The 12,715-nt window shown below is 64.5% G+C and carries 16 protein-coding genes; 7 read left to right on the top strand and 9 right to left on the bottom strand.

Features of this window, described 5'->3' with window-relative positions; all coding sequences use genetic code 11:
* From VN856_RS00645 to VN856_RS00635, 3 genes are all read left to right on the top strand, one after another.
* The coding region (locus VN856_RS00645; protein ID WP_325685203.1) for an alpha-glucosidase C-terminal domain-containing protein at window positions 1–863 on the top strand (863 nt) is incomplete at its 5' end.
* Window positions 860–2,179 carry a maltokinase N-terminal cap-like domain-containing protein gene (locus VN856_RS00640; RefSeq protein ID WP_325685202.1) on the top strand — a complete coding sequence of 440 codons (1,320 nt, stop codon included), beginning with the start codon at window positions 860–862 and terminating at the stop codon, window positions 2,177–2,179. The genes VN856_RS00645 and VN856_RS00640, both read left to right, overlap by 4 nt.
* A gap of 68 nt (window positions 2,180–2,247) precedes the next feature.
* On the top strand, window positions 2,248–2,928 hold the full coding sequence (locus tag VN856_RS00635; protein ID WP_325685201.1) for a YoaK family protein: 681 nt from the start codon (window positions 2,248–2,250) through the stop codon (window positions 2,926–2,928).
* A 66-nt stretch (window positions 2,929–2,994) separates the two neighbouring features.
* Here the strand turns inward: VN856_RS00635 and VN856_RS00630 are convergent, their stop codons facing one another.
* The 5 genes from VN856_RS00630 to VN856_RS00610 form a co-directional block, all read right to left on the bottom strand.
* Window positions 2,995–3,987, bottom strand: coding sequence for an alpha/beta hydrolase family protein (locus tag VN856_RS00630; RefSeq protein WP_325685200.1), 993 nt, complete (start codon window positions 3,985–3,987; stop codon window positions 2,995–2,997).
* A 232-nt stretch (window positions 3,988–4,219) separates the two neighbouring features.
* Entirely contained in the window at window positions 4,220–5,047 is an 828-nt protein-coding gene (locus VN856_RS00625; protein WP_325685199.1) for an ABC transporter permease, read from the bottom strand.
* Window positions 5,037–5,858, bottom strand: a complete 822-nt coding sequence (locus VN856_RS00620; RefSeq protein ID WP_325685198.1) for an ATP-binding cassette domain-containing protein — start codon at window positions 5,856–5,858, stop codon at window positions 5,037–5,039. The genes VN856_RS00625 and VN856_RS00620 overlap by 11 nt, the downstream gene beginning before the upstream one ends.
* Window positions 5,855–6,307 carry a MarR family winged helix-turn-helix transcriptional regulator gene (locus VN856_RS00615; protein WP_325685197.1) on the bottom strand — a complete coding sequence of 151 codons (453 nt, stop codon included), beginning with the start codon at window positions 6,305–6,307 and terminating at the stop codon, window positions 5,855–5,857. Before VN856_RS00615 ends, VN856_RS00620 begins: the two co-directional genes overlap by 4 nt.
* A gap of 56 nt (window positions 6,308–6,363) precedes the next feature.
* Window positions 6,364–6,861, bottom strand: coding sequence for a metallophosphoesterase (locus VN856_RS00610; protein WP_325685196.1), 498 nt, complete (start codon window positions 6,859–6,861; stop codon window positions 6,364–6,366).
* A gap of 125 nt (window positions 6,862–6,986) precedes the next feature.
* On the opposite strand from VN856_RS00610, the gene VN856_RS00605 reads away from it, so the two are divergent.
* Window positions 6,987–7,442, top strand: a complete 456-nt coding sequence (locus VN856_RS00605; protein ID WP_325685195.1) for a MaoC family dehydratase — start codon at window positions 6,987–6,989, stop codon at window positions 7,440–7,442.
* A 12-nt stretch (window positions 7,443–7,454) separates the two neighbouring features.
* Window positions 7,455–8,360 (top strand): alpha/beta hydrolase, encoded by a 906-nt coding sequence (locus tag VN856_RS00600; RefSeq protein ID WP_325685194.1) that lies wholly within the window; start codon window positions 7,455–7,457, stop codon window positions 8,358–8,360.
* On the opposite strand, the gene VN856_RS00595 is transcribed toward VN856_RS00600, so the two are convergent.
* The gene (locus VN856_RS00595; protein ID WP_325685193.1) at window positions 8,357–9,646 is read right to left on the bottom strand and encodes an acyl-CoA dehydrogenase family protein; all 1,290 of its coding nucleotides are present in this window, start codon (window positions 9,644–9,646) and stop codon (window positions 8,357–8,359) included. The two genes, VN856_RS00600 and VN856_RS00595, sit on opposite strands and share 4 nt — an antisense overlap.
* Window positions 9,647–9,675: 29 nt before the next feature.
* Here VN856_RS00595 and VN856_RS00590 point away from each other — a divergent pair, with 29 nt between their 5' ends.
* Complete coding sequence (locus VN856_RS00590) at window positions 9,676–10,290, top strand: GNAT family N-acetyltransferase (protein WP_325685192.1); 615 nt, start codon at window positions 9,676–9,678, stop codon at window positions 10,288–10,290.
* Between the two features lie 12 nt (window positions 10,291–10,302).
* Here the strand turns inward: VN856_RS00590 and VN856_RS00585 are convergent, their stop codons facing one another.
* Window positions 10,303–10,548, bottom strand: a complete 246-nt coding sequence (locus VN856_RS00585) for a hypothetical protein (RefSeq protein WP_325685191.1) — start codon at window positions 10,546–10,548, stop codon at window positions 10,303–10,305.
* 251 nt (window positions 10,549–10,799) lie between these two features.
* Between VN856_RS00585 and VN856_RS00580 the strand changes: the two genes are divergently transcribed.
* Entirely contained in the window at window positions 10,800–11,084 is a 285-nt protein-coding gene (locus VN856_RS00580) for a hypothetical protein (protein ID WP_325685190.1), read from the top strand.
* Here VN856_RS00580 and VN856_RS00575 read toward each other — a convergent pair.
* Both VN856_RS00575 and VN856_RS00570 read right to left on the bottom strand, forming a co-directional pair.
* Window positions 11,039–12,130, bottom strand: a complete 1,092-nt coding sequence (locus tag VN856_RS00575; protein WP_325685189.1) for a DUF4185 domain-containing protein — start codon at window positions 12,128–12,130, stop codon at window positions 11,039–11,041. The genes VN856_RS00580 and VN856_RS00575 overlap by 46 nt on opposite strands.
* A gap of 5 nt (window positions 12,131–12,135) precedes the next feature.
* Window positions 12,136–12,715 (bottom strand): DUF427 domain-containing protein (locus tag VN856_RS00570; RefSeq protein WP_325685188.1); only part of this gene is annotated, 580 nt, incomplete at its 5' end.

Here is a 12,715-nt window from a genome sequence, read left to right as displayed (position 1 = left end):
TGGCGTTCCACTTCCCGCTGATGCCACGCATCTTCATGGCGGTCCGGCGCGAGTCGCGTTTCCCGATCTCGGAGATCCTCTCGCAGACGCCGCAGATCCCGGACATGGCGCAATGGGGGATCTTCCTGCGCAACCACGACGAGCTGACGCTGGAGATGGTCAGCGACGAAGAGCGCGACTACATGTACTCCGAGTACGCCAAGGATCCGCGGATGAAGGCCAACGTCGGGATCCGCCGCAGGCTGGCTCCGCTGCTGGACAACGACCGCAACCAGATCGAGCTGTTCACCGCGCTGCTGTTGTCGCTACCCGGTTCGCCGGTGCTGTATTACGGCGACGAGATCGGCATGGGCGATGTGATCTGGCTGGGTGACCGCGACGGCGTGCGGACCCCGATGCAGTGGACCCCGGACCGCAACGCCGGATTCTCCAAGGCCAACCCCGGCCGGTTGTATCTGCCGGCGAGTCAGGACTCGGTCTACGGATATCAGGCCGTCAACGTCGAAGCCCAGCGCGACACCTCGACGTCGCTGCTCAACTTCACCCGGATGATGCTCGCGGTTCGTCGCAGACACGAGGCCTTCGCCATCGGAAGCTTCGAGGAGCTGGGCGGCTCCAACCCGTCGGTGCTGGCGTTTCTGCGCCAGGCGCCGGATGACGGCGACGTCGTGCTCTGCGTGAACAATCTGTCGCGTTTCCCCCAGCCTCTCGAGCTGAACCTGCAACATTGGAGCGGTCACACGCCGATCGAGCTCACCGGGCATGTCGAGTTCCCGCGCATCGGTCACTTGCCCTATCTGCTGACCCTGCCGGGCCACGGGTTCTACTGGTTCCAGTTGTGCGGGTCTGAGGAGTCGCAATGAACTTGCCGTGGTCGGAATGGCTACCCCAGCAGCGCTGGTACGCCGGACGTAGCCGCGAACTGGCAACCGCGGAGCCCGGTCTCGTCGTGGGTTTGCGCGACAATCTGGATCTCGTGCTGGTGGACGTGGCCTACACCGACGGTTCGACCGAGCGCTACCAGGTGATCGTCGGCTGGGATTCCGAGCCGCCCACCGAGTACAACACCGTCGCCACCATCGGCGCCCACGGCGATCGCACCGGCTTCGACGCGCTCTATGATCCGGACTCCGCGGCGTTTCTGCTGTCGCTGATCGACTCCTCGGCTACCCGGGAGGGCGTCTCGTTCGGTAAAGAGCCGGACGTCACCCTGCCTCTGGACGCCTATCCGCGCGTGTCGGATGCCGAGCAGAGCAACACCAGCGTGATCTTCGATCGTGATGCGATCTTGAAGGTGTTTCGCCGCGTCAGCCCAGGCGTCAACCCCGATATCGAGCTCAACCGGGTCCTCGGCCGGGCCGGAAACCCGCACGTGGCACGCCTGCTGGGTACCTACGAGCTGACCGCGTCGGACATCGACAGCAGCTGTCCACTGGGCATGGCGACCGAGTATGAAGGCAACGCGGCCGAGGGCTGGGCGATGGCGACGGCCAGCGTTCGCGACTTGTTCGCCGAGGGTGACCTCTACGCCTACGAGGTCGGCGGTGACTTCGCCGGCGAGTCTTACCGGCTGGGCGAAGCCGTCGCGTCGGTGCATGGCGGGCTCGCCGAGGCGTTCGGCACCTCGCAGGCCCCATTCCCGGTCGACACCATGCTGACCCGGTTGTCGGCGGCGGCCGGCGCGGTGTCCGAGCTCGAGCAGTACGCGCCGGCAATCGAGCATCGGTTCCAGAAGTTGGCCGAACAGACCATCACGGTGCAGCGGGTGCACGGTGACCTGCATTTGGGACAGGTGCTGCGCACACCCGAGTCCTGGCTGCTGATCGACTTCGAGGGTGAACCGGGCCAGCCGCTGGAGGAGCGGCGCGCACCGGACTCTGTGCTGCGCGACGTGGCAGGGGTGTTGCGATCGTTCGAGTACGCCGCCTACGGACCGCTGGTCGATCAGTCCGCCGACAAGCAATTGGCCGCGCGTGCTCGAGAGTGGGTGCAGCGCAATCGAACTGCCTTCTGCGACGGCTACGCGGCCGCATCCGGCGTCGATCCGCGTGATTCAGCGCTGATTCTGGCGGCGTACGAGCTGGACAAGGCGGTTTATGAGGCCGGTTACGAGTCTCGGCACCGGCCCGGTTGGCTACCCATTCCGCTGCGATCGATCGCCAAGTTTGTAGCAGATTGATGTGAGTCTCGCCTGAATGGCAATCCCCGCTCTGCCATCGGCGTACCTCTTTTGACAGCATAGGTTTCATGCTTCGTGAGACATTCGACAGTGAGGCGCGCTTGTCGTGGGTGCTGGCGGCGCTTGCCGGTGTGCTCGGTGCGACGGCCTTTACCCACTCGGCCGGATATTTCGTCACATTCATGACCGGAAACGCACAGCGCGCGGTGCTGGGTTATTTCCGCGACGATGTGCTGTTGTCGGTGACGGCCGGTCTGCTGCTGTTGAGCTTCGTCGCCGGCGTGGTGGTCGCGTCGGTGTGCCGGCGCCATTTCTGGGTCGCGCATCCGCACGGTCCCACCGTGTTGGCGACGTTCAGCTTGCTGGCCGCCACATTTGTGGACGTCTTGGACGAGGGCTGGGAAGAGAACCAGCTCGACTTCCCGCCGATCATGTTGCTGGCCTTCGGTATTGGCGCACTGAACACGTCATTCGTCAAAGACGGTGAAGTATCGGTGCCGTTGAGTTACGTCACCGGCACGCTGGTCAAGATGGGACAAGGCATCGAACGGCACATCGCCGGCGGAGACCTGTCGGATTGGCTCGGCTACTTCCTGCTGTTCAGCAGCTTCGTGTTCGGCGCCACGGTCGGTGGCCTCATCAGCATGGTCGTCAACGGGACCGGGATGCTGGTGTTCGCTTCGGCGATGTGCACGTTGGCGACCGCCTACACGTACTTTCACCAGGACCGTCGCGCCTTACTGAATTAGCTTCCCGCACAAATACATCGGCGGCAGCGCTGGGGGAGCGCTGCCGCCGATGCGTGGGTGGAGATGTCAGGTGGCGCCTTGGCCGCCGCTCAGGGTCCGCTGAATGTCGGACTTCATGGCGACCAGTTGCTGGTTCCAGTAGCCCCAGTCATGCGTTCCGTTCGGCGGGAAGTTGAACGTGCCGTTGCGGCCGCCCGCTGCCGTGTAGTTGTCGCGGAACTGCTCGTTGGTGCGCAGCGTGAACTGCTCCAGGAACTTGGCCGGCATGCTGTCGCCGCCCAGCTCGTTCGGAGTGCCGTTGCCGCAGTACACCCAGATGCGGGTGTTGTTCTGCACCAGACGGGGGATCTGGACCATCGCGTCGTTGCGCTTCCAGGCCGGGTCGCTGGTCGGGCCCCACATGTTGGTGGCGTTGTAACCGCCCGCATCGCCCATGGCCAAACCGATCAGTGTCGGCCACCATCCCTCGGAAGGGTTGAGGAAGCCGGACAGCGATGCCGCGTAGGAGAACTGCTGCGGGTAGTACGCGGCCAGGATCATTGACGAACCGCCGGCCATTGAAAGCCCCACCGCGGCATTGCCGTTCGGTGAGATACCCCGATTGGCCTGCAGGTACGTCGGAAGCTCCCTGGTCAAGAAAGTTTCCCACTTGTAGGTCTGGCAGCCCGCCTTACCGCAGGCCGGCTGGTACCAGTCGCTGTAGAAGCTGGACTGTCCGCCGACCGGCATGATCACCGACAGGCCGGACTGGTAGTACTCCTCGAACGCGGGAGTGTTGATGTCCCAGCCGTTGAAGTCGTCCTGGGCGCGCAGCCCGTCGAGCAGGTAGACCGCGTGCGGTCCGCCGCCCTGGAACTGGACCTTGATGTTGCGGCCCATCGCCGCAGACGGTACTTGTAGATATTCGACCGGCAGGCCCTTCTTGGAGAACGCCCCCACGGTCGCCGAGCCGCCGATAGCACCGACCAAACCGGCCAGCAGTGCTGCCCCGATGGTCGCGATTGCCAGTCGGCGCGGCAATCGCCACGCCGCACCGCGGAACTTCTCTGCGAACTTCATAGCTCCTATCCCAACTTTCATCTGCCGCACAAGCGGTCGAATAGCTGTCTGTGGCAGTCAAACACGCAAGTAACTACAACCCTGTCAGTCACCTCGGGGTGTGCGATCGCGGTTCGCTAACGATTGAGGCTCGAAGCGTTACCCGCAGATAACGATTCCGACTCGGAGCCGCCGACAACGAAATCGCCCCCTGCCGAATCGAATTCAGCAGGGGGCGTTACATATCCGTGATCTACCTAACGAGGCGCCGCAAAAGCGTTGACGCTGTGGCGATTCCGAGAATCGCCGCAACCACCAGCACCACGACGTCCATCGGGTTGAACGGCGTGCCGATCAGCAGCGCCCGCAGGGCATGGACTTCATAACTGAGCGGGTTGACCGTGCTGAGCACGTGCAGCCAGGCCGGCATCACGTCGACCGGATACAGCGCGTTGGAGGCAAAGAACAGCGGCATGGTGATCGCCTGGCCGATTCCCATCAACCGGTCGCGGCTGCGCACCAGCCCGGCCAACGTCATCGACAGGCAGGCGAAAAACGCCGAACCCAGCATCACGACCGCCATCGCGGCCAGGATCCGCAGCGGGTTGATCGTCATCCCGATGCCCATCACATAGGCCAGCGCCAGCACCCCGACGACCTGGGCCACCGATCGCACGCCCGCCGCGAATGCCTTGCCGGAGATCAGCGCCGACGCGGGCGCCGGTGTCACCATCAGCTTGGCCAGGATGCCGGCGTCGCGGTCCCAGATGATCTGGATGCCGTAGAAGATCGAGATGAACAGCGCCGACTGGGCGATGATGCCTGGCGCCAGGAACGCCAGGTAGGACACCGGCCCGGTGTTGATCACGTGCAGCTTGCTGAACGTGGTGCCGAAGATCAGTAGCCACAGCGCGGGTTGCACCATCCGCGTGACGAGCTCGGTGCGATCGCGCCGTAGCTTCTGCATCTCCACGATCGCGAATGCGCTGACGCGGCTCAACGTCGCGGGCAGGCGTTGCCACCCGCGCGGCGCACGAGACAGCGTCACCGGGGTGGGCTTGGCAGCGGTATCAACCGGCACGGCTGGCAACCTTTCTGCTGGAACGGATTTCACGGAACAAACCGGAGCCCTCGGCCTGCGTCGACAGGTCCGACGCGGTGTAGTGCCGGAAGACGTCTTCGAGCGTGGCGCACGACGAGACCGTCGACTTCAACTTCGTCGGCGTCCCGACGGCGCGCAGCGTGCCGTGATGCATCAGCGCAACCCGGTCGCACAGGGCGTCCGCCTCTTCCATGTAATGCGTGGTCAGCAGCACGGTCATGCCGAACTGACCCTGCATGCTCAGCACGTGCGTCCAGACCCGGTCGCGTGCGATCGGATCCAGCCCCACCGTCGGTTCGTCGAGCACCAGCAGTGAGGGGCGGTTGACCAACGCCTGCGCCACCTCGAGGCGCCGGACCATCCCGCCGGAATAGGTTCCTGCCGGACGGTCGGCGACGTCGAGCAACTCCATGGCGTCCAGCGCTTCATTCACCCGCTCGGATCGCTGCGCGCGCGGCACACCGTACAACCGGGCGAACCAGGCCACATTCTGCCGGCCGGTCAGCGCCGGCTCGATCGAAAGTTGCTGCGGGACATAACCGATGTTGCTACGGATATCGATCGTCTGATCACGGGCGTCCAGGCCCAGGATGCGCAGTTCGCCGTGCTGCACGGGGGTCAGCGTGGTGAGCATCCGCACCACCGTGGTCTTGCCGGCGCCGTTGGGTCCCAGCAGGCCCATCGTCTCGCCCGGCCGCACCTGCAACGTCACGTCATCGACGGCGGTGAAGCTGCCGTAGCGATAGGTCAGATTCCGGGCGTCGACCGCCTTCGGTAGTGCTGCGCTCATTGTGGTCGCTCCTGTAGTCGTCGGGTCATTGTGTCGAGTACCTCCAACCCCTTTGCCAGAGAATCGATTTGGCCGTCGTCGAGTTCGTTGAGTACCTCGGCGAGCGCCGCCTTCCGGGTCGCGCGCGAAGTATCGACGATCTGCTGGGCGGCCCCGGTCAGTCGTAACTGGCCGACGCGGCGGTCGGTTCGACCCGCGGTCCGCACCAGCAGGCCCTTGTCGACCAGCTTGGACACCAGGGTGGAGGCGGTGTTGGCGACCAGCCCCAGCTCGGACGCCGCAGCGCTGACCGAGATGTCTGGGTGGCGGCCGACCAGCCACAGCAATTCCGACTGCGATTCGGTGAGCTGTACCGAGTCGAAACCACGCCCGGTCGATCTGCGAAGTTGACGACGGAATCTGCCGATGACCCGAGACACCTCGGTAACGGGGTCGATGAGAGTGTTCACTTGTATCTGTTTACGAGCTAAATGTGTGTGGACGCTATGTCCGAGCTAGCAGCGAGCTACTTCTCCAGACGATGCAGCACGACGTCGGTGAGCGCACCATCGTCGACGCGCGCAGTCATGTAGGTGCAGAACGGCTGCCGACGGCGATCGGTCGGTGAGCCCGGGTTCAGCAGCCGCAGGCCGGTGCCGGTCGTGGTGTCCCAGGGGATGTGGCTGTGGCCGAACACCAGGACGTCGGTGTCGGGGTATTGACGTGACATCCGGGCGTCCCGGCCGGCGGTGGCGCCGGTCTCGTGGACGATGGTGAAGCGCAGCCCGTCCAACACGACGTCGGCACGTTCGGGCAATCGTGAACGCAGCACCGGCCCGTCGTTATTGCCCCAGCACGCGACCAATCGCGCGGCCCTGGCCGTCAGCTCTTCGAGCAGCTCGGGTTCGACCCAGTCGCCGGCATGCAGGACAACGTCGGCCTGCGCCACCTCGTCCCAGACCCGCGCCGGTAGATCGCGGGCCCGGCGCGGCACATGCGTATCGGCGAGAAGCAGCAACCTCACCCCGCCATCGTGCAACAGTCGCCGGATCGGTGCGGGCCGACGGTCGCTTGGCAACGGGCGAGTGGCACGATGCATAACAGTGCTGCCCGCCTAGCCGTCGGGCCGACTCAAAGGAGAGAAACGCTATGCGGACCTTCGAATCAGTCGCCGATCTCGCCGCGATCAAAGGTGAAAGCATCGGAGAAAGCGAGTGGGTGACGATCAGCCAGGAAGACGTCAACCTCTTCGCCGATGCGACCGGCGATCACCAGTGGATCCACGTCGACCCGGAGCGGGCGGCCAAGGGACCGTTCGGCAAGACGATCGCGCACGGTTTCATGACACTGGCGCTGCTGCCGCGGCTGCAGCACCAGATGTACACCGTCAACGGCATCAAGCTTGCAATCAACTACGGCCTCAACAAGGTCCGCTTTCCCGCGCCGGTCCCGGTCGGCTCTCGGGTCCGGGCGAAGAGTTCTCTGGTCAATGTCGAGGACCTGGGTAATGGCGCGGTGCAGGCCACCGTGTCGACCACCGTGGAGGTCGAGGGCTCGGACAAACCGGCGTGTGTGGCCGAGAGCGTCGTTCGCTACATCGCGTAGGGCGGCGGGGTCGTGGACACTGGCCTGGCTTCCTGGCTGGATGAAGGACTGTACTTCGACTATCTCGGCTTCGAGATCTTCTATCGAGTGGAGGGCAGCGGTCCTCCGCTGCTGCTGATCCACGGTTATCCGTTCAATTCCTTTGACTGGGAGCCGATTTGGCCGACACTGACGCAGCGATTCACGGTGATCGCGCCCGACATGATGGGAATGGGCTTCTCGGCCAAGCCCGTCGCGTACGAATACTCGGTGCACGACCACGCCGACATGCACGAGGCGCTGCTGGCTCACCTGGGCATCGGTAACGCGCACATTCTGGCCCATGACATCGGCGACTCGGTCGGCCAGGAATTGTTGGCCCGTCACGAATTTCGTGACCACGCCTACGGCGCGCTGCGCATCGACTCGATCACCTGGCTCAACGGCGGCATGTTCGTCGAGACCTACACGCCGCGTGCGGCACAGAAGCTGATGTCGGGCACCCCGCTGGGCGACATCTTGAGTCCGGTGCAGAACAGTCCGTTGTCACGTCGGCTGCTCGAGCCGACGTTGCGGGAGATGTTCGGTCCCAACACCAAACCGACACGACACATGATGGACGTGTTCAGTCAGATCCTGGACTACAACGACGGCCGGCGCGTGCTGCACAAAGTCGGCCGTTTCATCAAAGACCGCCATATACACCGGAATCGGTGGGTGCGAGCGATGCGGGAGACCGACGTTCCGATGCGATTGATCGACGGACCGATCGACCCCAACTCCGGTGCGCACATGGCCCGCCGTTACGCCGAGGTGATCCCCGACCCCGACGTGGTGATGCTCGCCGACGACATCGGGCACTGGCCGCAACTCGAAGCACCCGATGCGGTGCTGACGCACTTTCTCGCCCACATCGACCGCGTCACCGCCGGCGGTTAGAACTCAGCGACCGCGTGCTCCAGGCGCTCGGCGAACCGGGCCTGCGCCTCGGCGCGCCGGGTCGGCAGGTGCTGGGACGGGAACGGCGTTGACACCGGCTCATATTCACGCAGGGTGCGGCGAGCCACCGTCATCTTGTGCAGTTCGGTGGCACCGTCGGCGATCCCCAACGACTCCGCGGCGATCATCATCTTGATGAACGGCATCTCGTTGGAGACCCCGAGCGCGCCGTGCAAGTGCAATGCGCGCTGAGCGACGTCGTGCAACACCTGCGGCATCGCTACCTTCACCGCGGCGATATCGCGGCGCACCTTCTGGTAGTCGTGGTGCTTGTCGATCAGCCAGGCGGTGCGCAGCACCAACAACCGGAACTGCTCGATCTGGATCCAGCTGTCGGCGATCTTTTCCTGGGTCATCTGGAAATTCGACAGCGGACCCATCCGGGTCTGGCGGGACACCGCTCGCTCACACATCATGTCGAATGCCCGCCGGGCCAGTGCGATGGTGCGCATGGCGTGATGAATACGCCCACCGCCCAGCCGGGTCTGCGCGATCGCGAACGCCTGACCCTCCCCGCCGAGGATGTGATCGGCCGGCACCCGGACGTCGGTGTAACCGACATAGCCGTGCGTGGCGTGTGATTCCGTGCCGACGCCCACGTTGCGGATGATCTCCACGCCCGGTGTTCCGGCGGGGACGATGAACAACGACATCTTGTCGCGGGTGCGGGCGTCGGGGTTGGTGACCGCCATGACGATGAAAAAGGTCGCGTGACGGGCGTTGGTGGAAAACCATTTTTCCCCGTTGATGACCCAGGAGTCGCCGTCGCGCTCGGCGCGGGTCACGAACAGGCCCGGATCCGAACCGCCCTGCGGTTCGGTCATGGAGTAACACGAGGTGATCTCGCCGGCGAGCAGCGGCTCTAAGTAGCGTGCCTTCTGTTCGGGGGTGCCGAACAGGGCCAGGATCTCGGCGTTGCCCGAGTCCGGTGCCTGCGAGCCGAACACCGACGGGGCCCAGCGGGACCGGCCCACGATTTCGTTCAGCAGCGCGAGCTTGACCTGGCCGTAGCCCTGGCCACCGAGTTCGGGTTTGAGGTGCGCGGCCCACAGGCCGTGATCTCTGACCTGCTGCTGCAACGGCCGCAGCACGGCCATGGTCTCGGGATTCTTCTTGTCGTACGGATCGAGCGCCACCAGGTCGAGTGGCTCGAGTTCGTTGACCATGAATTCTTCGACCCAGTCCAGCTTCTGCTGGTATTCGGGGTCCGTTTCGAAGTCCCACACGATTTCCGACGCTACTACTCTGGCTGTCAATGACAATCCACACGCGTCCCGGGCACAAGGCCGATGTGTCTGAGCTGTCGCACGCACTTGGCCGCGCCTTCTACGACGACCCCGTATCGGTCTGGATCATGCCCGACCCCAAGGCGCGGGCAGCGCACCTGCGGAAGTTCTTCGCGACCGTCACCCGCCACCACCACCTCGCCGGTGGCGGTGTGGAGGTCGCCACCGACGGGTCGACCATCGGTGCGGCGGCACTCTGGGATCCGCCGGGCCGATGGAAGCAGTCAGGCCGCGAGCAGTTGATGATGCTGCCGTCGTTCATCCTCGGGTTCGGCCCGCGGCTGACCACGGCCCGCAAGCTCGGTGGACTGCTCGAGCAGATGAAGTCACAGCATCCGGAGGAACCGCACTGGTATCTCGCGGTGATCGGCAGTGACACCTCGGTGCGGGGCAAAGGCTACGGGCAGGCGCTCATGCAGTCGCGCCTCGACCGTGTCGACGCGGAGCACGCACCCGCGTATCTCGAATCCAGCAAGGCCGACAACGTGCCGTACTACCAGCGATTCGGCTTCGAGGTCACCGGCGAGATCGTCATTCCCGACGGGGGTCCCACCCTGTGGCCGATGTGGCGGCAACCGCGCTGAATACTCAGCCGCTTAGGCGGCCTTAGGTGGCGCGCCGGCAGCGATCGGGCGACGCAGCACAACGAGGTCCCAGGCGAATGTTATTGGCGCACGGGCAATTCTCGGCACGTATGACACCGGCCCGCTAACCGGAGAGCGGCGTTTCTGCGGATCATCGGGGACAGTGCGGCTGACCTGTGCCAGCTTGGTACCGGCGCCGGCGGCGCGCAGGTATGCATCCCAGAAGTCGCCCGTGGTCTGCGGATCTAGATTTGTCATGATGGTCTCCTCGGCTGTGATGGTGCATGCCACAGATCCTCATTGACCTCCAATGCATTTCACGACGAGCGGGTGAAGCCGGTTCGGCCAATGTGACGAGTCACTCACAGTCGACGGTGTGACAAGTGACGTGATGTCGGTTCCCGTGAAACCGAGACTTGTGGTTGAGCCATGCAAAAGGCCCATATGCGTTTCATGTCGGCCTCCTAGCTTTCGCGTTTAGCGGTTCGAGGGCTTGGGGAAACAGAGGTATGGCAGACGACGACACTCTGAGCCCGAGCGAGTCAACCGACTCCGATGAGGTCCGCAACGACGACGGCGACTCGGTGGTCGATCCGCCCGAGGATTGGAGCGAGGCCGACAAGTTCGGGATGACGGCGCGCGAGGAACGCGAGGGCGAATCCCTCGATGACCGGCTCGCTGAAGAGGAGCCCGACGTTTTCAACGAGGCGAACCCCGACACGGAGCGCCCGGCCCGCGCGCATCGCGGTCAGATCAGCGGAGCCCCGGAGGACGGTGACTCGCTCTTCGGGTGACGGGCCTGAGTGGTGTCGTGCAATGTCGCGCGGAATTGCATTGCCCGGTAAGGCCATCCGTGTGTGGTGTTCCATTGTGATACCACCAGGCCAACGCCTCCGACCACGTCGAGCTTCGAACCCGGCAGCAGGTATCCGCCGTAGAGCTGCGCGACCCGACCGCCGGCATGGTCTTCATCGTCCCAGTCGGATCCGACTACCGGATGCTGCAGTGGCGCGGCACGGATAGCGGTGGGAGATTTCATCACCCGGTACCCGAGCGCGTAATCCGAGGACACGAATCCGCCGAGAATCCATTTACCGTCGGCCAGCCGTCGCAGCGACAGCTCACCCCAGCTCTCCCCCGGGGGAGTCAGCGGCGTCGGCGCTTTGCCCCATGACCAAAGGTTGCGGCTGCGTCCCCAGCCGGAGTACTTCGCCTGATTGCCAATGTGTTCGGGGCGGACCCGCTGCAGGATGATTCCCTTGTCGCGCTGAAAGCCGGTGGATACCACGTAAACCCAGCCATCGACCGGGTCGTAGTCCCACGACCAGCACTGGGCATGACCGGCGTGCAGGCCGGCCGGAAACCTCGTCTTGCCGCTCAGGGGTTGCCAAGAAACGCCGCTGTCGTCGGAGCGCCAGATCTCGGTCCACACCACGTTGCCGAAGCCCCGGTTGACGATCGCGTGCAGGTAGAGCGAGTCGCCTACCCGCAGCAGGTCGGACGGAATCACCGTGCTGATGCCGCGGCGCGGCCGACCCGATCGCCCGGTGCGATGAGTGTAGTTCCAAAGTTGTTGCGCGAAATTCGGATTGACGCCGCCGGCGCGGTGGTAGGTGATCGTATGGCCGGCGTCGCCGGTGCCGATCAGGATCACCGGCGAACGCCAGTCTCCTTCTCCAACGCGGTTGCCGGAGAAGGTATCTCCGAACACCGACACCAGCGTTCCATTGGGCGCGATCACCGATGCGCCCAGGTCGGTGCACGTCACGCCCCACCGATCGGTGATGCCGGGGCCGGTGATGTCGGCCACCTTGCCCTCTTTGCGATGAGCGGAAGCCACCGCAGTCAGTCCGAGAACGGAGTGACGGGCCTTTGCCGGTGTTGGCCATCGACGATCACATCTACCCGCTCGTTGAAGAACGCGAGAAGGTCACGCACGGGTTCTGCTTCGCGGAGCGGTTGGTGATAGGTCCACGCGATGTCGGCGGGGCCGCCGGGCACCGACAAATACGACGCCCGGCCCTTATAGGCGCAGTAGCTCACCGTGTCACTCGGCTCGAGATCGACGACGACGTCGGCGCGGGGAAGGTAGAACCGGATCGGCAGCAAGGTCTCGAACAACAGCAGCGGCCGTGACGACTCGGCCAGCAGCCGGCCGCCCGATTCGAAGCGGACATGGCGGGTGCTGGCGAGGATGTCGATGCGTTTGAACGGGTCGTGCGGGTGGGAGACGATCGGCTCGTCTTCCTCATGCCAGGTGAAGGCGCTGAAGTCGAAGGTGAGGTACCCAGCCAGGTCCGGATCGTCAGGCCGGAATGCCGCCAGGGGGCATCGCCGCCCGCCGACGACGACGTCGAACATCTCGCCGGTACAGCTATGCGCGGCAAAGGGATTCGTTGGGACCAGGATGGGCAGCTCGGCAAGG

The sequence above is a fragment of the Mycobacterium sp. genome, assembly GCF_035603715.1.
In the GTDB taxonomy this organism is placed as follows: domain Bacteria; phylum Actinomycetota; class Actinomycetes; order Mycobacteriales; family Mycobacteriaceae; genus Mycobacterium.
The sequence above is the reverse complement of the archived record's forward strand: the minus strand, read 5'-3'. Positions and strand labels throughout refer to the sequence as shown.